Annotated in this window: 15 protein-coding genes; 1 reads left to right on the top strand and 14 read right to left on the bottom strand. The window is 39.5% G+C overall.

What is annotated here, in order from left to right; genetic code table 11:
* Nucleotide 1 precedes the first annotated feature (1 nt).
* Entirely contained in the window at nucleotides 2-1,684 is a 1,683-nt protein-coding gene (gene rnjA / locus BTR42_RS10895) for a ribonuclease J1 (RefSeq protein WP_009854974.1), read from the top strand.
* Nucleotides 1,685-1,949: 265 nt separating this feature from the next.
* Here rnjA and BTR42_RS10900 read toward each other — a convergent pair whose 3' ends face one another.
* From BTR42_RS10900 to BTR42_RS10970, 14 genes are all read right to left on the bottom strand, one after another.
* Nucleotides 1,950-2,579 (bottom strand): COG3942 and LysM peptidoglycan-binding domain-containing protein, encoded by a 630-nt coding sequence (locus BTR42_RS10900; RefSeq protein WP_013643469.1) that lies wholly within the window; start codon nucleotides 2,577-2,579, stop codon nucleotides 1,950-1,952.
* 187 nt (nucleotides 2,580-2,766) lie between these two features.
* Nucleotides 2,767-4,206 (bottom strand): glutamate synthase subunit beta, encoded by a 1,440-nt coding sequence (locus BTR42_RS10905; protein ID WP_061458093.1) that lies wholly within the window; start codon nucleotides 4,204-4,206, stop codon nucleotides 2,767-2,769.
* Nucleotide 4,207: 1 nt separating this feature from the next.
* On the bottom strand, nucleotides 4,208-8,725 hold the full coding sequence (gene gltB / locus BTR42_RS10910) for a glutamate synthase large subunit (RefSeq protein WP_012962507.1): 4,518 nt from the start codon (nucleotides 8,723-8,725) through the stop codon (nucleotides 4,208-4,210).
* Nucleotides 8,726-8,902: 177 nt separating this feature from the next.
* Nucleotides 8,903-10,249, bottom strand: a complete 1,347-nt coding sequence (glnA, locus tag BTR42_RS10915) for a type I glutamate--ammonia ligase (protein ID WP_013643472.1) — start codon at nucleotides 10,247-10,249, stop codon at nucleotides 8,903-8,905.
* A gap of 49 nt (nucleotides 10,250-10,298) precedes the next feature.
* A complete protein-coding gene (locus BTR42_RS10920; protein ID WP_009854980.1) occupies nucleotides 10,299-10,670 on the bottom strand; it encodes a MerR family transcriptional regulator in 372 nt (123 codons plus the stop codon).
* Nucleotides 10,671-10,758: 88 nt separating this feature from the next.
* Nucleotides 10,759-11,295, bottom strand: a complete 537-nt coding sequence (locus BTR42_RS10925) for an FUSC family protein (RefSeq protein WP_077497718.1) — start codon at nucleotides 11,293-11,295, stop codon at nucleotides 10,759-10,761.
* A gap of 229 nt (nucleotides 11,296-11,524) precedes the next feature.
* Nucleotides 11,525-12,721 carry a phosphoglycerate kinase gene (locus BTR42_RS10930; RefSeq protein WP_009854982.1) on the bottom strand — a complete coding sequence of 399 codons (1,197 nt, stop codon included), beginning with the start codon at nucleotides 12,719-12,721 and terminating at the stop codon, nucleotides 11,525-11,527.
* Nucleotides 12,722-12,908: 187 nt separating this feature from the next.
* Nucleotides 12,909-13,922 (bottom strand): type I glyceraldehyde-3-phosphate dehydrogenase, encoded by a 1,014-nt coding sequence (gene gap / locus BTR42_RS10935; protein ID WP_004233286.1) that lies wholly within the window; start codon nucleotides 13,920-13,922, stop codon nucleotides 12,909-12,911.
* 205 nt (nucleotides 13,923-14,127) lie between these two features.
* Nucleotides 14,128-16,206: an elongation factor G gene (fusA, locus tag BTR42_RS10940; protein ID WP_009854983.1), complete on the bottom strand. Its 2,079-nt coding sequence runs from the start codon at nucleotides 16,204-16,206 to the stop codon at nucleotides 14,128-14,130.
* 200 nt (nucleotides 16,207-16,406) lie between these two features.
* Nucleotides 16,407-16,877 carry a 30S ribosomal protein S7 gene (gene rpsG / locus BTR42_RS10945; RefSeq protein WP_003066535.1) on the bottom strand — a complete coding sequence of 157 codons (471 nt, stop codon included), beginning with the start codon at nucleotides 16,875-16,877 and terminating at the stop codon, nucleotides 16,407-16,409.
* 20 nt (nucleotides 16,878-16,897) lie between these two features.
* On the bottom strand, nucleotides 16,898-17,311 hold the full coding sequence (gene rpsL / locus BTR42_RS10950) for a 30S ribosomal protein S12 (protein ID WP_009854984.1): 414 nt from the start codon (nucleotides 17,309-17,311) through the stop codon (nucleotides 16,898-16,900).
* 292 nt (nucleotides 17,312-17,603) lie between these two features.
* Entirely contained in the window at nucleotides 17,604-18,416 is an 813-nt protein-coding gene (purR, locus tag BTR42_RS10960; protein WP_012962508.1) for a pur operon repressor, read from the bottom strand.
* Between the two features lie 166 nt (nucleotides 18,417-18,582).
* Nucleotides 18,583-19,521, bottom strand: a complete 939-nt coding sequence (locus BTR42_RS10965; RefSeq protein ID WP_061458094.1) for a 3'-5' exoribonuclease YhaM family protein — start codon at nucleotides 19,519-19,521, stop codon at nucleotides 18,583-18,585.
* The gene (locus BTR42_RS10970; protein WP_012962509.1) at nucleotides 19,511-20,785 is read right to left on the bottom strand and encodes a DNA recombination protein RmuC; all 1,275 of its coding nucleotides are present in this window, start codon (nucleotides 20,783-20,785) and stop codon (nucleotides 19,511-19,513) included. Before BTR42_RS10970 ends, BTR42_RS10965 begins: the two co-directional genes overlap by 11 nt.
* Nucleotide 20,786: the final 1 nt, after the last annotated feature.

Below are 20,786 nucleotides of genomic sequence, written 5' to 3' on the forward strand. Positions count from 1 at the left end.
CATGTCACAAATCAATTTAAAACCCGAAGAAGTTGGGGTTTACGCAATTGGTGGTCTTGGAGAAATCGGAAAAAATACTTACGGTATTGAGTACAAAGATGAAATTATCATCGTTGATGCTGGTATCAAATTCCCTGAAGATGACCTTCTCGGAATTGATTATGTCATTCCAGATTATTCTTATATCGTTGAAAATATTGACCGTATCAAAGGGCTCGTTATTACCCACGGTCATGAGGACCACATTGGTGGAATCCCATTTCTCTTAAAACAAGCTAATATCCCAATCTACGCTGGACCATTAGCCCTTGCACTTATTAAAGGAAAATTGGAAGAACACGGACTTCTCCGTGATGCTAAACTCTATGAAATTAATGCTAACACAGAATTAACATTTAAAAACCTTAGTGTTACTTTCTTCCGCACAACCCACTCAATTCCAGAACCTCTTGGAATCGTTATCCACACACCACAAGGTAAAATTGTCTGCACAGGGGACTTCAAATTTGACTGGACACCAGTTGGTGAGCCAGCAGATATCCACCGCATGGCTGCCCTTGGTGAAGATGGCGTTCTCTGTTTATTATCAGACTCAACCAACGCTGAAATTCCAACCTTTACAAATTCAGAAAAAGTCGTTGGACAATCTATCATGAAGATTATTGAAGGCATTCATGGACGTATTATTTTCGCGTCATTTGCTTCAAATATCTTCCGTCTCCAACAAGCTGCCGAAGCTGCCGTTAAAACAGGACGTAAAATCGTTGTTTTTGGACGTTCTATGGAAAAAGCCATTGTCAACGGTATCGAACTTGGTTATATCAAAGTTCCAAAAGGAACATTTATCGAACCAAGTGAACTCAAAGACTATCACGCTAGTGAAATCTTAATCATGTGTACAGGTAGTCAAGGAGAATCAATGGCTGCACTAGCACGTATTGCCAATGGTACACACCGCCAAGTCACACTACAACCTGGCGACACCGTTATCTTCTCATCTAGCCCAATTCCTGGTAACACAACAAGTGTTAATAAACTTATCAACACTATCCAAGAAGCTGGTGTCGAAGTTATCCACGGTAAAGTCAATAATATCCACACATCTGGTCACGGTGGTCAACAAGAGCAAAAACTCATGCTCCGCTTGATGAAACCAAAATACTTCATGCCAGTTCATGGTGAATACCGTATGCTGAAGATTCATGCTGGTTTAGCAATGGACACAGGTGTGCCAAAAGATAATATCTTTATCATGGAAAACGGTGATGTCCTAGCTCTTACAGCTAATTCAGCTCGCCGTGCTGGACACTTCAATGCTCAAGACATTTATGTTGATGGTAATGGTATTGGAGATATTGGTGCTGCCGTACTGCGCGACCGTCACGATTTATCAGAAGACGGTGTCGTTCTTGCTGTCGCAACTGTCGATTTTGACACACAAATGATTTTAGCAGGTCCTGACATTCTCAGCCGTGGATTTATCTACATGCGCGAATCAGGCGACCTCATCCGTGAAAGTCAACGTGTTCTTTTCAACGCGATTCGCATTGCCTTGAAAAACAAGGACGCAAGCATTCAATCTGTTAACGGTGCTATCGTTAACGCACTTCGTCCATTCTTGTACGAAAAAACAGAACGTGAACCAATCATTATCCCAATGATTCTCACACCAGATGAAAAATAGAATTAACGAAGCTGAGACAAAAGTGCTCAGCTTCTTTGTTTACGAAATGATAAATGACAAAACGCAGAAATCGGGAACAAATCAGTTTAGGTCAGCAGCTGAAAACTAAGACTAGCTAAAAAATCAAATCTCTTTGAAGTTAGCGATTTGCTTTTGAATTTTTAAGTTCATGAATAAAATCACATTTTCCCTTTTTCCACAACTTATCCACAAAAATAAAGCAGCTTGATTTTTCAAACTGCTTTTTCTATGTTTTAAATTGATATCAATAAGTCGTTGGATAAATGTAACTAACTGTGCCTGCTGTTTGGCTATTTGTTGGGTCAAACCAGCCACGGTAATTATCAATCCATTGTTTATCACCGTAGTTTGATTCGAGCACTTGAATTTCACCGCTGGCACTAACAGCTGTTACATACGCTACGTGTCCGTAACTGTCAGGGTCAGTCCAACAAATAATCGCTCCAACCTCCGCTTGTGTTCCGACAGTATATCCTTGCAAGGCAGCATTAGCAGCCCAATCACCAGCATTTCCCCACCAGTTACTTGCCCATGTCGCTAACTCTTTAACTCCCCATGTGCATTGACCAACTGGATAGGTATTATCGCTATTTGTGCTAGTCTCTGTTGCTACTTCTTCAGTTGACGTTGTTTCTACCGAAACTTGGTCTGGTACTTGAAGTGTCTGACCAGGGACAATCGTATCATAAATTGACATGCCATTCAAAGCAGCCAAATCATAAACATCCATACCGTACAATTGTGATACACTATAAAAAGAATCTCCACTTTGTAGTGTATAAGTGTCAGCATCTGCATTTACTTGTGAAAATAGCAGAGCTCCTGAAACTGTTGCTGTTGCTAAAGCTAATTGTGTTTTTCGATTCATAAACATCCGTCTCCCAATTTTTGATTACCATTAGTATATCAAGGAATTGTTACAAATTGTATAAAATCATGTAAGCGTTATATTTCAATTTACCACATCTAAAATATGACCATAAAGACGCCATTGTCCATAAACCTAAAGACCATCTTGAATCCAAGCAAAAAACTCGCCATAAAAGCGAGCTTTCTTAGTTTTATTGTGCAACCATGATACGAAGACCTTGGTCGATTTTTTCTGCAGCTTTGCGTCCTTCGCGGATTCCCCAAATCACAAGACTTGGACCACGACGTGCATCACCAGCAACAAAGACACGGTCATTATTTGTTGAATAGTCATCATAGACACTTTGAACTCCAAATTGTTCAAATAATGATTTTTCAGCACCTGTGAATCCCATTGCTAGTAAAACAAGGTCTGCTTTGATGATTTCTTCAGTTCCTTCAATTGGTTTGAAACCAGGACCAACTTTGATAGTCTTAGCAGCAATGACTTGACCACGGTCAGCACCGATAAATTCAGTTGTTGATGTGGCATAAGTTGTCAATTCTGTATCTTGCACGAAATTGGCTTCCTCTTGCCCATAACCGACGCGTTTAATCATTGGATACTGTGGCCATGGATTTGTTGGTAAGCGTTTTTCTGGCGGTTCTGGAGTGATTTCAAGCTGTTTAACACTTGCTGCACCCAAACGAACAGCCGTACCGATACAGTCATTACCTGTATCACCGCCACCAATGACAAGAACATGTTTGCCTTCAAGCGTTGGACCAAGTTTTTTATTATCAGAAGCAAGGACATTTTTAGTCGTTTCAGTTAAGAAATCAACCGCAAAACGCACACCAGATAGATGACGACCTGGGACATCCAAATCACGCGGAACACTTGCACCAGTTGCAAGAACAACACGGTCATATTGTTTCAACAATTCATCCGCTGTTACATCACGTCCCACTTCCGTATTGGCAACAAAATTGATACCAAGTTTTTCCATCAAATCAATACGACGTTGAACAATTTCCTTATCCAATTTCATATTTGGAATACCGTACATCAATAGTCCACCAAAGCGGTCACTACGTTCATAAACAGTTACTGTATGACCTAGTTTATTAAGGCGCCAAGCAGTTGAAAGCCCTGCAGGTCCAGAACCAATAACAGCAACTTTAAATCCTGTACGGTAGGCTGGACGACCTGACTCCTCTACCCAACCATTTTCAAAGGCTGTATCGATGATAAAGCGTTCATTATCATGGATAGTGACACCAGATCCATTGAGACCTTCTGTACAACCTTTTTCACACGGCGCTGGACAAACACGTCCAGTCATTTCTGGGAAAGGATTTGTACGTGAAAGACGCTCAAAAGCACGTTTGTAATCGCCTTTATAAAGCAAATCATTCCATTCAGGAATCAAGTTGTCATTTGGACAACCTGAAACCGCACGTCCACCACCGTAGAATTGTCCAGAATGACAGAAAGGAATCCCACAAGCCATACAACGTGCGGCTTGTTTTTGACGATCCTCTTCTGACAATGGAACTTGTAATTCTTCGAAGTCCAAGATGCGTTCAGCAACAGGACGAAACGGATTATCTTTACGTTCATATTTCAAAAATCCAAATGGATTAGCCATTTTACTTACCTCCTGTTACTTGTGCGAGAAGTTCTTCTTTCTTAGCAGCAGTTTCTGCACCACCTGTGGCAATTTCGAAGGTACGCAATTCAAGTTCATCACCTTCTAAGCCAGTATTAGCAAGTGCGTATTCAATATTGTTAATTTCATGGAATTCAGTTGGATAAACTTTAATGAATTTATCAACTTCTTGTGCCCAGTTGTCAAGCAAGCGTTTTGCTTTAGCGCTACCTGTGTATTCATAGTGTTTTTGAATCATATCAACCAAGACATCATCCCCACGAGTTTCACCGACTTTGTAAAGGTCAACCATTTCTTGGTTAACTTTTTCGGCAAAATCACCGTCCACATCATAAACATAGGCAACACCACCACTCATACCAGCAGCGAAGTTACGTCCTGTTGTTCCAAGGATAACAGCAACACCGCCTGTCATATATTCACAACCGTGTGCTCCGACACCTTCAACAACAACTTTAGCACCAGAATTACGAACACAGAAACGTTCACCTGCGCGACCAGCGAAATAAGCTTCACCCTTAACCGCACCAAAGAGAGCAACGTTACCAACGATTGGTGAATTTTCAACATCATAAGCAGCATCATGCGGCGGCTTAACAATCAAACGTCCACCTGACATTGATTTGGCAATGTAGTCATTCGCTTCACCAACTAGTGTTAATTCCATACCTTGTGTGATAAAGCTTGCAAATGATTGACCAGCAATACCAGTATATTCATATTTAATCAAACCTGGTTCAACGGTATCATTTCCATAACGTTCAGCCATCCAGCCTGCCATTCGAGCACCGACTGCACGTTGAACATTGTTAATTGATTCTTTAACCGTCACGCTTGCGCCATTATCAACAGCAGCTTTGGCAAATCCGTCTAATTCTTTCCATTGACGTGCTTCAGCAAATGGATCTTCTGTCTTGCGGTCAATTGGATAGGCTGTACCAAGCATACGTGAAAAATCAAGCGATTTTGCTTTACCTTTTGGAATGAATTTCGCTTTCAAGATTTCTGAATGACCAACCATTTCGTCAACAGAACGGAAACCAAGTTCAGCCATATATTCACGCAATTCTTCTGCCATAAACATCATCATGTTAATCACATGTTCAGGTTTACCTGCAAAATGTTTACGAAGTTCTGGATTTTGAGTTGCTACACCAACAGGACAAGTATTCAATGAGCAAACACGCATCATCACACAACCAATAGAAATCAATGCTAGACTTGCAAATGAATATTCTTCCGCTCCAAGAAGAGTGGCAATGGCAACATCGCGACCAGTCATTAATTTACCATCAGTTTCAAGAGTCATACGTTGACGGAGACGGTTAAGTGACAATGTTTGGTGTGCTTCAGCCAAGCCCATTTCCCATGGAAGCCCAGCATCACGGACAGAGTTACGTGGAGAAGCTCCTGTACCACCGTCGTAACCAGAAATAACAACCTTATCAGCACCAGCTTTTACACAACCCGTAGCGATTGTACCAACACCAGTACTTGAAACCAATTTAACATTGATTTTAGCATAAGGATTAATGGCTTTAAGGTCATAAATCAATTGCGCCAAATCTTCAATTGAGTAGATGTCATGGTGAGGTGGTGGTGAAATCAAGCGTACACCAGGCGTTGCACCACGAATTTCTGCAACCCAAGGGAAGACTTTTTGACCAGGCAATTGACCACCTTCACCAGGTTTCGCACCTTGTGCTAATTTAATTTGAAGTTCTTCAGCAGACATGAGGTATTCTGCATTAACACCAAAACGTCCAGAAGCAACTTGTTTGATTTTAGAGTTCAAATTACGTCCGTCTGGTTGCACTTTGAAACGATTACGATTTTCGCCACCTTCACCAGAGTTTGATTTCGCTCCGATTGAGTTCATGGCTTCAGCAATTGTTTCATGTGCTTCTTTAGAAAGTGAACCAAAACTCATGGCACCAACTTTGAAACGTTTAACAATAGTTTCTGCTGGTTCTACCTCAGAGAGGTCAACTTTTGGACGGTCAGATTTAAATTCCCAAATAGAACGAAGTGTTGTCGGCGTTGATAATGCTTCTTTGTCCAATTCAGCTGTGTATTCTTTAAAGAGTTTGTAGTCCCCTTTACGAACAGCTTGTTGGAAATTATAAATAGTATGTGGATTGAAAAGATGATACTCGCCATCTGCTTTAAATTGATAAATACCACCACTTTGGAGATAATCTCCACGACGAGGACCAAAAGCATCTTCCATACGTTGAAGGTATTCTTTTTCAATTTGGTCAAGTGACAAACCACCGATACGAGTTACTGTACCTGTAAAGTATTTGTTAACAACAGAGTCAGATAAACCAACGGCTTCAAATAATTGAGCCCCTTTGTAACCAAGGATTGTTGAAATCCCCATACGACTCATAACTTTAACAATACCTTTTTCAGCAGCTTTACGATATTTTTCAAAAGCAAGCTCGTCTTTGCCATATTCTTTCAATGTCGCATAAGCGCCATAAGGGTGAACCGCAGCCGCACCATAACCAACCAAGGTTGCAAAATGATGAACTTCAATAGCTTCCGCTGTATCGACAACAATTGAGAATTGGCTTGCTTTTCCTTTGACAACCATGTAGTTATTTAAACCAGAAACAGCTAACAACATTGGGATAGTTGTTTGATTTTCTTTAACGTTACGGTCTGAAAGAATAATAATCTTACTACCATTATCAACGGCTTTTTCAGCAGCTTTGAAAAGATTTTCTAGCGCACGTTGCAAACGATTATGTGACGGCTCAACCACGTCATAAACCGTAGATAGGGTTGTTGCACAATAACGGTCATCTTTCAAGTTAGCAATTTTCGCAAAATCTTGACTTGAAAGAACTGGGCTGTCAATTTTTACTTTGACACAGTTATCAGCACCATCAGCTTTGAAATTACCATCACCACCGAGGTAAACACTAGTTGACACAACGATTTGTTCACGAATGGCATCAATTGGCGGATTAGTAACCTGCGCAAATTGTTGCTTGAAGAAAGTGAAAAGCGATTGGCTCTTATTAGAGAGAACTGCTAGTGGGCTATCAAATCCCATTGAAATAACAGGTTCTTCACCTTTTTCAGACATTGGTAGAATGACCGTACGAATAACTTCTTCATTGTAGCCGTAAGCCTTCCACATTGTTTCAATGTCATTTGTTTCTTGAGTCAATTCAGCAGCCTCAAAGTCGTTAAGATGAGCAATGTTTTCATCAACCCACTCTTTGTATGGATGTTGTGCAGCATAGTATGCTTTCACTTCTTCATTGCGCATTAATTTTCCTGAAGTCGTGTCAATCAACATCATATTACCAGGTCCAAGCACACCTTTTTCAATAACACGACTTGGTTCAAGATCGACAACACCAGATTCACTTGAGCAAATAAGGAAATTATCTTTTGTCAATGAATAACGGCTAGGACGCAATCCATTACGGTCCAAACGCGCACCAACCATATCACCGTCAGTGAAAACAAGCGCTGCTGGACCATCCCATGGAGCTACGAAACTTGACGCATATTCATAAAATGCCTTCAAATCATCTGAAAGCCCTGATTCATCACCCCAAGCTTCAGGTACCATCATTAAAAGACTTTGTGGAATATCACGACCATTACGGTAAAGATATTCTAGACAGTTTTCCAACTTGGCAGAGTCCGAATTTTCTTCGTTATAAACTTCAATCTGGTGACTGTGCATCCAATTTTCAGCACCACGGAGAGTATTAATTTCACCATTGTGTGCCAAAAAGCGGAATGGCTGTGCACGATCCCAAGATGGGAAAGTATTTGTAGAAAAGCGTGAGTGTGTCAACGCAATATGAGATTTGAAATGTTCATCTTGCAAATCAGGATAAAAAAGCCCAACTTGGAAAGCATGGAGCATTCCTTTGTACACAATTGTCTTACTTGAAAGTGAGCAAATGAAAAATTCATCAGCTGAAAAACTCTTTTCAAGTTGGCGACGTAAGCGGAACAATTTATCCTCAAAATCACGGCCAGCTTTTGTGTCATCAGGTTTCTTAACAAAAACTTGTACAAAACTTGGCATAATTTCTTGGGCTGCTGGACCACAATTATCGTAATTAAATGGCACATCACGTGTCATCAAGACATGAAAACCTGCTAATTTAATTTCAGCTTTAACAGCTTCCAAAAGACTTACCTTAGCTTCAGTATCCTGAGGTAAAAATAATTGCGCAACGGCGTAATCGCCTTTTTTAGGCAAAACATAGCCTGCTTCTTTAGCCTTTAATTGGAAAAATTCATCAGGCAAAGCAAGCAGCATTCCTGCACCGTCTCCTGTATCAGGTTCTGCACCTGTACCTCCACGGTGATTCATACGAGTTAACATGGTTAAGGCATAATCAATCAAAGTATGGCTAGCTTTACCATCAAGCTGTGCAACAAACCCCATACCACAAGCATCCGATTCAAAAGATGGATCCCAAAGCGTTGTCTGTTGCGCTCTCAAAGCACTTTCATTCATAGCTTCTACTCCTATCATTAGTACAAATAGTCCAAAATAGTCTAATTATTCAGAATATTTATTTTAAATTATACCACATTATGCTAGATTAGAATAGTTCTTATTTGAACTTTTCTAACTGCTAATGTGGTTAATTGGTAAAAAAAAGACAGCCAGAAGCTGTCTCTTTACTACTTCTTAGTATAAATCTAGATAGTTATCAATTTCCCATTGTGAAACAAAGGCCGCATAGCTTGACCATTCAATTTTCTTAGCTTCCACAAAGTTTACAAAGATATGTTCACCAAGTGCTGCTTTGACAACTTCATCTTCTTGTAAAGCTTTAACAGCATTGTGCAAAGTAGAAGGAAGGTCACGGATACCTGCTTCTTTACGTTCTTCTTCAGTCATGACATAGATATTTGATTCAACTGGAGCTGGAGCTTCAATTTTGTTTTCAATACCGTCAAGACCTGCTTCAAGAAGGACAGCAAGTGCAAGATATGGATTAGCAGTTGGATCAACAGAACGAAGTTCCAAACGAGTACCCATACCACGTGATGCAGGAACGCGGATAAGTGGTGAACGGTTACGTCCAGCCCATGCAATGTAAACTGGTGCTTCATAACCAGGAACCAAACGTTTGTATGAGTTTACAGTTGGGTTCATGATTGCAGTGTAGTTATAAGCGTGTTTCATCAAACCGCCAAGGAAGTAATATGCTGTTTCTGACAATTGCATACCTTTTGGATCTTCAGTATCGTAGAAGGCATTGTTTCCATCGTAATCGAACAATGACATGTTACAGTGCATACCTGAACCGTTGATACCGAATTTAGGTTTAGCCATAAATGTAGCATAAAGACCATGTTTACGAGCAATTGTTTTAACAACAAGTTTGAAAATTTGAATGTTATCACAAGCTTTCAAAACATCAGCGTATTTAAAGTCAATTTCATGTTGACCAACAGCCACTTCGTGGTGACTTGCTTCAACTTCAAATCCCATTTCAGTCAAAACATTAACGATTTCACGACGAGTGTTATCTGCAAGGTCAGTTGGTGCAAGGTCGAAGTAACCACCGCGGTCGTTTACTTCAAGAGTTGCTTCACCTTTTTCATCCAATTTGAACAAGAAGAATTCTGGTTCTGGACCAAGGTTAAATGATTTGAAACCAACTTTTTCCATATGACGAAGAGCACGTTTCAAGTTTCCACGTGGGTCACCTGCAAATGGTTCACCTTCAGCAGTATAGATGTCACAGATCAAACCTGCAACAGCACCATTTTCACCACCCCAAGGGAATACTGTCCAAGTATCAAGGTCTGGATGCAAGAACATATCAGATTCGTTGATACGAACAAAACCTTCGATTGAAGAACCGTCAAACATTGCTTTGTTTGCCAATACTTTGTCAAGTTGTTCATCAGTTGCTGGAATTTCCACGTTTTTCAATGTCCCAGCGATATCTGAGAACATTAAACGCAAGAAAGTTACATTTTTTTCTTTGACTTCGCGACGAATGTCAGCTGCTGTAATAGTCATGAATTAAGGTCTCCTTTTTAAAACCGAAATAACCGAGCGACGCGTATTTTTAGATGCGCCAGTTGCTAATGTACTGTGATGGGGCCGAAAAACGACCTTGGTTACGGAGTTCATCTTGTAAGATACGACGAACATCAGCATCAGTTAAAGATTTTTGTTTCTGATGTGCTTTATCTTGTCGCTCCGCATATTCACGCTTAATAGCCGCAATATTAAGCCCCTCATCAAGAAAATCTTTAATTTCGAGCAATCGATCCATATCGTTTAACGAATACATACGACGATTTCCCGACGTCCTCTCTGGGGTAATTAAACCCTGATCTTCATAATAACGAATCTGGCGTGCTGTTAAATCCGTCAATTTCATTACTGTTCCAATAGGAAATACCGCCATTGAACGTCTGAGTTCTTTTTCTTTCATGATGACCTCCTTCCGACACTTATTATAGTCTGAAAATTCTAAACTGTCAACCCTTTATGTAAGAAAATATGACATAAACGAAAAATTTTTAGCTTTTTTTGCGTAACCCCCCCCTAATCTTATCAACATCAGAATTGACAAGAATAGCTACAAAGACTCCGCAAAATGTTTCAAATACCCTAGCAAATACATATAAAATAGTATCTCCAGCAGGAATTGATAAGGTAATAATCAAAAGCGCCGATGTTCCACCAATGATTCCTGCTTTGTTATTAATTGAAACATTAATCATAATTCCTAACATGGTAAAAATTGGGACAAAAATCAACGTTACCCAAAACTGATTATGGAAAAATTGATTGATAAAAAAGAAGAGCAAAGATAGCAAACCACCAACACTATTTCCAACCACACGTGAGAAGCCAAAATGAACACTTTTGTCCAAACTTTCACGTAAACTGAAAACAGCTGTCAGCGTTCCTATCTGCAGCCCTTCCCATCCAAATAAATGGAAAATTAATAAAACCAAAAAAACAGCTAAACCAGTCTTAAAGGTGCGCATGCCCAATTTAAATTTACTCGGGTCAAACTTATAATTCGATAAAAGATTTTTTAAATAATTCATAACTCACAACCAATTTGCATTTTCTTTATTTTAACATATTTTCAAATTGATTTGTGAGCGTTCCACCAATATGAATGCGTTTACCACAAAATATCTCTCACTTGAATTCCACAAAACAAAATAATAGTACCACTTTTAAGCAATAAAATGTTTTCTTTTCATTTATGGATTTTACACACAAAAAAGGACGGCAAGACCGTCCTTTTGAATCTTCTTAACGAAGAAATTATTATTTATCAGTAAGTGCTGCAAGACCTGGAAGTACTTTACCTTCAAGAAGTTCCATAGAAGCTCCACCACCAGTAGAAATCCATGAGAATTTGTCAGCACGACCAAGGTTGATAGCTGCGGCAGCTGAGTCACCACCACCGATAATTGATTTAACGCCTGGTTGTTTAACGATAGCGTCCATTACACCGATTGTACCAGCTTGGAAATCAGGGTTTTCGAACACACCCATAGGTCCGTTCCAAACAACTGTTTTAGCACCAGTCAATTCTTCGTCAAATTTAGCGATAGATTTTGGACCGATATCAAGACCAAGGAATCCAGCATCTACTGCTGCACCTTCAGTATCTTTAACTTCAGTGTAATCAGCAAAAGCGTTAGCTTCTTTTGAGTCAACTGGCAAGATTAATTTACCGTCAGCTTTAGCCAAAAGTTCTTTAGCAACATCAAGTTTGTCTTCTTCAACAAGTGAGTTACCGATTTCGATACCTTGTGCTTTAAGGAATGTGTATGTCATACCACCACCGATAAGGACTTTATCAGCTTTCTTCAACAAGTTTTCGATAACACCGATTTTATCTGAAACTTTTGAACCACCAAGGATTGCGATAAATGGACGAACTGGTTTTTCAACAGCTTCTTGGATGTATGCAATTTCGTTTTCAAGAAGGAAACCTGCAACAGCTTTTTCAACGTTTGCAGAGATACCTACGTTAGATGCGTGTGCACGGTGTGCAGTACCAAATGCATCGTTAACGAAGATTCCGTCACCAAGTGAAGCCCAGTATTTACCAAGTTCTGGATCGTTTTTAGATTCTTTTTTACCGTCAACATCTTCAAAACGAGTGTTTTCAACAAGAAGAACTTCACCGTCTTTAAGGTTGTTGATAGCTTCTTCAAGTTCAGCACCACGTGTAACACCTGGGAAGACAACTTCTTGACCAAGTTTAGCTGCCAAATCAGCTGCTACTGGAGCAAGAGATTTACCTTCTTTATCAGCTTCTTCTTTAACACGTCCAAGGTGAGAGAAAAGAATTGCACGACCACCTTGTTCGATGATGTACTTGATTGTTGGAAGAGCCGCAGAAATACGGTTGTCGTTAGTGATAACGCCATCTTTCAAAGGCACGTTAAAGTCAACACGGACAAGAACTTTTTTGCCTTTCAAATCAACGTCTTTAACAGTCAATTTAGCCATTTGATAGGACTCCTTATTATTTTTTATACATGCTAATTATATCACAAAACCTGTAAAAGAGGTAGCAAAATCAGTACATTTTGTACGCCAGCCACTACTAAACGAGGAAACCTGTGAATTTCTGTATCATTTTACAATATACAAAAAAGAGAGGAACGAATCCTCTCTTCTTCAGCTAACTCATTGATTATTTAGCAATTTTTGCGAAGTATTCAAGAGTACGAACAAGTTGTGAAGTGTAAGACATTTCGTTGTCGTACCATGAAACAGTTTTAACCAATTGAGTACCGTCAGCTGCTTCAGTTACTTCTGTTTGAGTTGCGTCAAACAATGAACCGAATGAGATACCTACGATATCGCGTGAAACGATTGGGTCAGTGTTGTAACCGAATGATTCAGTTGCAGCAGCTTGCATAGCAGCGTTAACTTCTTCAGCAGTTACTTTTTTGTCAAGAACTGAAACAAGTTCAGTAAGTGATCCAGTTGGAACTGGTACACGTTGAGCATGACCTTGAAGTTTACCGTTCAATTCTGGGATAACAAGACCGATAGCTTTAGCAGCACCAGTTGAGTTAGGAACGATGTTTTCAGCAGCAGCACGTGCGCGACGGAAGTCACCTTTACGGTGTGGTGCGTCAAGAGTCATTTGGTCACCAGTGTAACCGTGAACTGTAGTCATTGTACCAACTTTAAGACCAAATGATTTGTTCAAAGCATCAGCCATTGGTGCAAGACAGTTTGTTGTACATGAACCAGCTGAGATAACTGTTTCAGTACCATCAAGAATTTCGTGGTTAGTGTTAAATACGATTGTTTTAACATCTGATCCACCAGGAGCTGTGATAACAACTTTTTTAGCTCCACCTTCGTGCAAGTGTTTTTCAGCAGCAGCTTTAGTTGCAAAGAAACCAGTTGCTTCAAGAACGATTTCTACACCATCGTTAGCCCAGTCGATTTGTTCTGGGTCACGTTCTGCAGAAACTTTAACGAATTGACCGTTAACTTCAAAACCACCATCTTTAACAACAACATCACCGTCGAAACGACCTTGAGTTGTATCGTATTTCAACAAGTGTGCAAGCATAGCTGGGTCAGTAAGGTCGTTAATACGAGCTACTTCAACACCTTCAACGTTTTGGATACGACGGAATGCAAGACGACCGATACGACCGAAACCGTTAATACCAACTTTAACTACCATTAGTGATTTCCTCCTTATGAAAATCAAAAAAAATTTTTATTTTAAAAGGTTTCCCTTTTAGACAATTGTGAAAAGATTAACTTACGTAGGCACAAATCAACCTTTCAACGTTAGTATTATATAACTATTTCGCCAAAATTGCAAATATTATTACCGTTTTCATAATAAAAAAGGACGCTCTTTTGAGCATCCTTTCTATCAAAAATTATTCACCAGAATTTTTCTTGATGATTTCTTCTTGTACTGATTTAGGAACGTCTTCATAGTGGTCAAATACCATCATGAATGTACCACGTCCTTGAGTTGCAGAACGAAGAACTGTTGCGTAACCAAACATTTCAGCAAGTGGAACGAAGGCACGAACGATTTGGCTGTTACCATGAGCTTCCATACCATCAACACGTCCACGACGAGCTGTAACGTGACCCATAACGTCACCAAGGTTTTCTTCTGGAGCTGTGATTGTAACAAGCATCATTGGTTCAAGAATAACTGGGTGTGCAGTTTTAGCAGCTTCTTTAAGTGCAAGTGATGCAGCGATCTTGAAGGCTGTTTCAGATGAATCGACATCGTGGTATGAACCATCGTAAAGTTTAGCTTTAACGTCAACCATTGGGTAACCAGCAAGAACACCGTTAGCCATAGATTCTTGAAGACCTTTTTCTACTGCAGGGATGAATTCACGAGGAACGACACCACCGACGATAGCATTTTCGAATTCGAATCCTTTACCTTCTTCATTTGGAGTAAATTCAATCCAAACATCACCGAATTGACCTTTACCACCAGATTGGCGTTTGAAGAATCCACGTGCTTGAGTAGCTTGACGGAATGTTTCACGGTATGATACTTGTGGAGCACCTACGTTTGCTTCAACTTTGAATTCACGTTTCATACGGTCAACAAGGACGTCAAGGTGAAGTTCACCCATACCAGAGATAACTGTTTCACCAGTTTCAACGTTAGTTTCAACACGGAATGTTGGGTCTTCTTCAGCAAGTTTTTGAAGAGCGATACCCATTTTATCTTGGTCAGCTTTAGATTTAGGTTCAACCATCAATTGGATAACTGGTTCTGGAACTTCGATTGATTCAAGGATGACTTTAGCTTTTTCATCTGTCAATGAGTCACCAGTTGTAGTATCTTTCAAACCAACGGCAGCAGCGATATCACCAGCGTAAACTGTTTCGATTTCGTTACGGTGGTTAGCGTGCATTTGAAGGATACGTCCGATACGTTCACGTTTACCTTTAGATGTGTTAAGAACGTAAGAACCGCTGTTCAATACACCTGAGTAAACACGGAAGAATGTCAAACGACCTACGAATGGGTCAGTCATGATTTTGAATGCAAGGGCTGCAAATGGTTCTTCATCTGACGCTGGACGTTCTTCTTCTTCGTCTGTATCTGGGTTAACACCTTTGATTGCAGGGATGTCAAGTGGGCTTGGAAGGTAGTCAATAACTGCATCAAGCATCATTTGAACACCTTTGTTTTTGAAGGCAGAACCACAAAGAACTGGGAAGAATTCAACGTTGATAGTTGCTTTACGGATAGCAGCTTTCAATTCAGCTTCAGTGATTTCTTCACCTTCAAGGTATTTCATCATCAATTCTTCATCAGTTTCAGCAACTGCTTCGATCAATTTTTCACGATATTCGTTAGCTTGATCTACGTATTCAGCTGGAATATCTTCTTCAAGAATATCTGTACCAAGGTCGTTAGTATAGATTTCAGCTTTCATTTTAACCAAGTCAATGATACCGTTGAAGCTATCTTCAGAACCGATTGGCAATTGAATTGGGTGAGCGTTAGCTTGAAGACGATCGTGAAGTGTGCTTACTGAGTAAAGGAAGTCAGCACCGATTTTGTCCATTTTGTTTGAGAATACGATACGAGGAACACCGTATTCAGTAGCTTGACGCCAAACTGTTTCAGTTTGAGGTTCTACACCTGATTGTGAGTCAAGAACTGTTACCGCACCATCAAGAACACGAAGAGAACGTTGTACTTCGATTGTGAAGTCCACGTGTCCTGGTGTGTCGATAATGTTTACACGGTAGTCTTTCCATTGTGCAGTTGTAGCGGCAGATGTGATTGTGATACCACGTTCTTGCTCTTGTTCCATCCAGTCCATTTGTGAAGCACCTTCGTGTGTTTCACCGATTTTATGGATTTTACCAGTATAGTAAAGAATACGCTCAGTTGTTGTTGTTTTACCAGCATCGACGTGAGCCATGATACCAATGTTACGAGTTTTTTCAAGTGAAAATTCGCGAGCCATTTTTTTCTCCTATGTATAAATTTAATTTACTACTCTATTATAGCATACTTTTAGAACGGATAGGCAGGACCTACCCGTTCTAAACATGCTTTATTAAATTTGATACAGATTAGCAAACAAAACACTTGCTAAACACAGCCTGAATACCAGTAGTAAAAAGGTTTAATTGTATTCGAAGCTTTGTATCTGTATATCGCAGATTACCAGCGGAAGTGTGCGAATGCACGGTTTGCTTCTGCCATACGGTGTGTATCTTCGCGTTTTTTAACTGAAGCACCAGTGTTGTTAGCAGCATCCAAGATTTCTTTTGCAAGACGATCTTTCATAGTGTGTTCACCACGAGCACGTGATGCAGTTACCAACCAACGAAGTCCAAGAGTTGTACGACGTTCTGGACGAACTTCAACTGGGACTTGGTAGTTAGAACCACCAACACGACGAGCACGTACTTCAAGAACAGGCATGATGTTTTCCATAGCTGTTTCGAATACTTCAAGTGCATCGTTTCCAGTAGCTTCTTTGATTTGTTCAAATGCATCATAAACGATTGATGCAGCTGTACCACGTTTACCATCAAGCATAACACGGTTGATAAGACGTGTTACAAGTTGTGAATTGTATAATGGATCTGGCAATACTTCGCGTTTAGGCGCTCTATTTTTACGACTCATTTTTTCTTATCCCCCTTCTATTATCCTTTAGGACGTTTAGCACCGTATTTAGAACGGCCTTGTTTACGATCAGCAACACCTGCAGTATCAAGTGCACCACGAACGATGTGGTAACGTACCCCTGGAAGGTCTTTTACACGTCCACCACGGATAAGAACAACACTGTGTTCTTGAAGGTTGTGTCCGATACCTGGGATGTATGCAGTAACTTCGATAAGGTTGCTCAAACGTACACGAGCGAATTTACGAAGGGCTGAGTTAGGTTTTTTAGGTGTCATTGTTCCAACACGAGTTGCAACACCACGTTTTTGTGGTGAAGATACGTTAGTTTGAACTTTTTTGTGGCTGTTGTAACCAACGTTAAGTGCTGGTGATTTAGATTTTTCAACTTTAGATTTACGTGGTTTACGTACCAACTGGTTGATTGTAGGCATCTACTTTTCTCCTGTAAGATTTTTTATTTTGGTTGATAAGGTACTTGGTGACAGTCCTTATCTAAAATGTGTACTTTGCAACATTTGTCAGCACGTCTCTGTACACTCTGGAGAGACCAAAAGTAAAAAGTACCGTTCATTATGATAACACAACTTGCACCGTCTGTCAAATGATTTCACCGTATTTTATAGCTTTTATAAAACTTTTTGGCAGCTATTAAATTATTATAGTCAAGATTAAACACTCTTGGGCAATATAACATTCAAAGAAAAAAAGAGGGAACCCCCTCTTTTAATCGAAAATATTACCAATTTCTACTTTGACATGGTTGTTTTTAACATCAATTTCTGAAACTTTTAGAAGTGATTTGTAAGTCATTCGGTCACGTTTTTCTTGGGCATTTTCAGCAAAGACTGCGACACCCACAAGAGTACTATCGAATTCTTTCAAAAGACTGACCATACCAGAAATCGTTCCCCCACCTTTGAGGAAGTCGTCAACAATCAAGACACGGCTATTTGGTTTCAAGCTACGTTTAGACAAGAACATCTTTTCAATACGGTCACTTGAACCACTTGCATAATTGACAGAAACGGTTGAACCTTCCGTAATTTTAAGGTCACGTCGAACGATGACAAATGGAACATTCAAGATATTTGCAACGGCATTTGCCAAAGGCACACCTTTGGTTGCTACTGTCATAACCGCATCAATTTTATTTCCCTTGAAAGCATTAGCAATGATACGTCCAACACTTTGTAAAATTTTAGGGGTACTTAATAAATCTGATAAGTAAATATAACCTCCAGGAAGAATACGATTGCTTTCTGAAAGGCGGTCACGTAATTCTTCGATGACTGCTTTAGCTTCTTCATCAGAGATTCCTGGTGTAAAAATGACACCTCCGCTCGCCCCTGTAACTGTTTCAATTTCGCCGATTCCTGATTCCTCAAAAGCTTTTTTGATAATGGCGATATCTTCAGAAATTGAAGATTTTGCTGCTTCATATTTTTCAGCAAATGTGTTTAAACTTGTCAATTTATAGGGGTTGTTAATCAAATAGTTGGAGATGACAACCATGCGTTCACTACGTCGTAATTTCATAATTTCTCCATTTTCATATCTGTTTTTTGTCATTATATCATAAGAAGGCGAAAAAAACGAACATTTTAATAAAAAATGTCCATTTTTTGTGTTTTTCCCTAATGTAAAGGGATTTTTAAGTGAGTAATGTTAAAATGTTCTGCTTTTTATTGCTTTTTATTGCTTTTTATAATTTTGGTTTGTAGAATGAGCGATTGTCCATTGCAAAAATACGATTTGTCATTTCACCCTCGTCAATACGACTCAATGCTGTTGTCATCATCATCATTTCGGCGTCGATATTATCGATAATATGAATAATCTCTGCTTCCATAACACGTGGACGAACGGGGCTGCCGTATTCAAGCAAACCGTGATGACTTAAGATAACATGGCGTAAAATGATAACATCTTCTTTGGTGTCATCAATGTTTAATTCTGTGAGAACTTTTGTGATTTCTTCATCAATCAAAGCAATGTGACCGATTAAATTGCCACGTACAGTGTATTCGGTATTGTCTGGACCAGTTAACTCAATGACTTTCGCCAAGTCATGAAGCATGATACCAGCGTAAAGCAAACTTTTGTTGAGTTGTGGATAGATATCACCAATTGCATCCGCTAAACGCACCATGGTTGCTGTATGGTAGGCTAATCCAGATTCAAAAGCATGGTGATTTGTCTTAGCTGCAGGATAAGTGAAAAATTCCTTGTCGTATTTGCGATAAAGCGCACGAACAACACGTTGCCAAACAGCATTTTCAATTTTGAACATCATTTGCTCAAGATAATCTTTGACATCAACAACGTCAACTGGTGATTTTTCTCGGAAGTCACTTGGGTCATTTGGCTCACCCTCACGTGGATTACGAAGGGTAATTTGATTGACTTGGGGCGTTCCATTATAGACCTCACGGCGACCTTTCATGTATACTACTTTACCAGCGACAAATTCTTCAACATTATAGGGCTGAGCGTCCCAAAGATTACCAGAAATTTCACCAGTATCATCTTGGAAAGTAAAGGCAATATAATCCTTGCCAGCTCTCGTCTTACGAAGCTCTGCGGATTTTATTAAGTAGAACCCTTCAAAGAGTTCATCTTTTTTCATTTGATTAATTTTCATGATTTTCCTCGTCTTCTAATGGTGGGAGGTTAAGTAAACTTGCCGTTGCTTGGTCTTGATAAGATTCGACAGTATTTAAAGCTCGAATAATCGCATTTGTCCTTGTGGAAATAAGGCTATCCAAAGTGTTATTGGCAGTATTGATTTGTTTTTGAGCTTTGACCAACATATTACCAAATTTTTCAAATTCCACCTTAACATTTCCTAAAATTTTGCTAATATCGTTTGCATTTTTCTGAATATTGAGAGTTTTGAAACCGACAGCAAGCGAATTTAATAGAGCTGATAAGGTTGACGGTCCTGCTACGACAATATTTTCATCACGTCGCAAACTATCAAAGAAACTAGCATTACGAACCACTTCTGAATACAAACCTTCTGTTGGTAAAAACATAATTCCAAAATTAGTTGTCTCAGGTGGATTGAGGTATTTTTTATTAATATCTTTAGCAAAGCGTTTGATGCTGTTAAGAAGCGACTTGCGGTAAAGCTCAACTTGTTCTTTGTCACCACTTTCGTAAGCATCTTCCAAGCGATAGTAATCTTCCAATGGGAATTTCGAATCAATTGGCAAATAAACATAGCCGTCATCATCTGTTCCTGGAAGTTTTATGGCGTATTCAACACGCTCACTAGAGCCTGAAACGGTCGGAAATTCTCGTTCATATTGGTTAGGCGTCATAATATCTTCGATAATTTGCCCCAGTTGTAACTCACCAAGAATACCACGTGTCTTAGTATTGGAAAGCACTTTGTTTAAGGTGCCAACATCTTGTGCGACATTTTTCATCTCACCCAAACCTTGATTGACAGACTCCAGTTGCTTAGAAACTGTCTCAAATGAGGCTTTCAAGCGATTTTGCAAGGTTTGTTCGAGTTTTTCTTCAACCGTTTGACGCATTTCTTCCAAACGTTTTTCGTTTGATTCTTGCATTTCTTTGACAGAATTTGTCAAATTGCGGTTGATGATTTCTAAACGCTGGTCAGAACGGTCACGATTTTCATTCAAACTTTGATGAAGAACATCGCGAATATCATTTAATTGTGTGTATAAATCATTTTGCAGACGATTTATCTGATTATTCAACGCTAAAACTTGGTCTTTTTGCGCTAAATCAAGCTGATATGAGACTTGATCAGATAAATTATCAGCGTTGTCGTCCAATTTTTGTGAAACATCTTCTGTCAGCTTTGCCATTTTCAGCAAAAGATAAATTAGCAAAACGACACTAAGAAGTCCTAATAATAATGTAATAATTAACATT

The sequence above is a fragment of the Streptococcus gallolyticus subsp. gallolyticus DSM 16831 genome (genome assembly GCF_002000985.1).
Taxonomy (GTDB): Bacteria; Bacillota; Bacilli; order Lactobacillales; family Streptococcaceae; genus Streptococcus; species Streptococcus gallolyticus.

Coding starts and splice junctions, on each gene's coding strand:
- rnjA (WP_009854974.1), top strand. CDS start 2: ATGTCACAAATCAATTTAAAACCCGAAGAAGTTGGGGTTTACGCAATT.
- BTR42_RS10900 (WP_013643469.1), bottom strand. CDS start 2,579: ATGTTTATGAATCGAAAAACACAATTAGCTTTAGCAACAGCAACAGTT.
- BTR42_RS10905 (WP_061458093.1), bottom strand. CDS start 4,206: ATGGCTAATCCATTTGGATTTTTGAAATATGAACGTAAAGATAATCCG.
- gltB (WP_012962507.1), bottom strand. CDS start 8,725: ATGAATGAAAGTGCTTTGAGAGCGCAACAGACAACGCTTTGGGATCCA.
- glnA (WP_013643472.1), bottom strand. CDS start 10,249: ATGACTATTACAGCAGCTGACATTCGTCGCGAAGTCAAAGAAAAAAAT.
- BTR42_RS10920 (WP_009854980.1), bottom strand. CDS start 10,670: ATGAAAGAAAAAGAACTCAGACGTTCAATGGCGGTATTTCCTATTGGA.
- BTR42_RS10925 (WP_077497718.1), bottom strand. CDS start 11,295: ATGAATTATTTAAAAAATCTTTTATCGAATTATAAGTTTGACCCGAGT.
- BTR42_RS10930 (WP_009854982.1), bottom strand. CDS start 12,721: ATGGCTAAATTGACTGTTAAAGACGTTGATTTGAAAGGCAAAAAAGTT.
- gap (WP_004233286.1), bottom strand. CDS start 13,922: ATGGTAGTTAAAGTTGGTATTAACGGTTTCGGTCGTATCGGTCGTCTT.
- fusA (WP_009854983.1), bottom strand. CDS start 16,206: ATGGCTCGCGAATTTTCACTTGAAAAAACTCGTAACATTGGTATCATG.
- rpsG (WP_003066535.1), bottom strand. CDS start 16,877: ATGAGTCGTAAAAATAGAGCGCCTAAACGCGAAGTATTGCCAGATCCA.
- rpsL (WP_009854984.1), bottom strand. CDS start 17,311: ATGCCTACAATCAACCAGTTGGTACGTAAACCACGTAAATCTAAAGTT.
- purR (WP_012962508.1), bottom strand. CDS start 18,416: ATGAAATTACGACGTAGTGAACGCATGGTTGTCATCTCCAACTATTTG.
- BTR42_RS10965 (WP_061458094.1), bottom strand. CDS start 19,521: ATGAAAATTAATCAAATGAAAAAAGATGAACTCTTTGAAGGGTTCTAC.
- BTR42_RS10970 (WP_012962509.1), bottom strand. CDS start 20,785: ATGTTAATTATTACATTATTATTAGGACTTCTTAGTGTCGTTTTGCTA.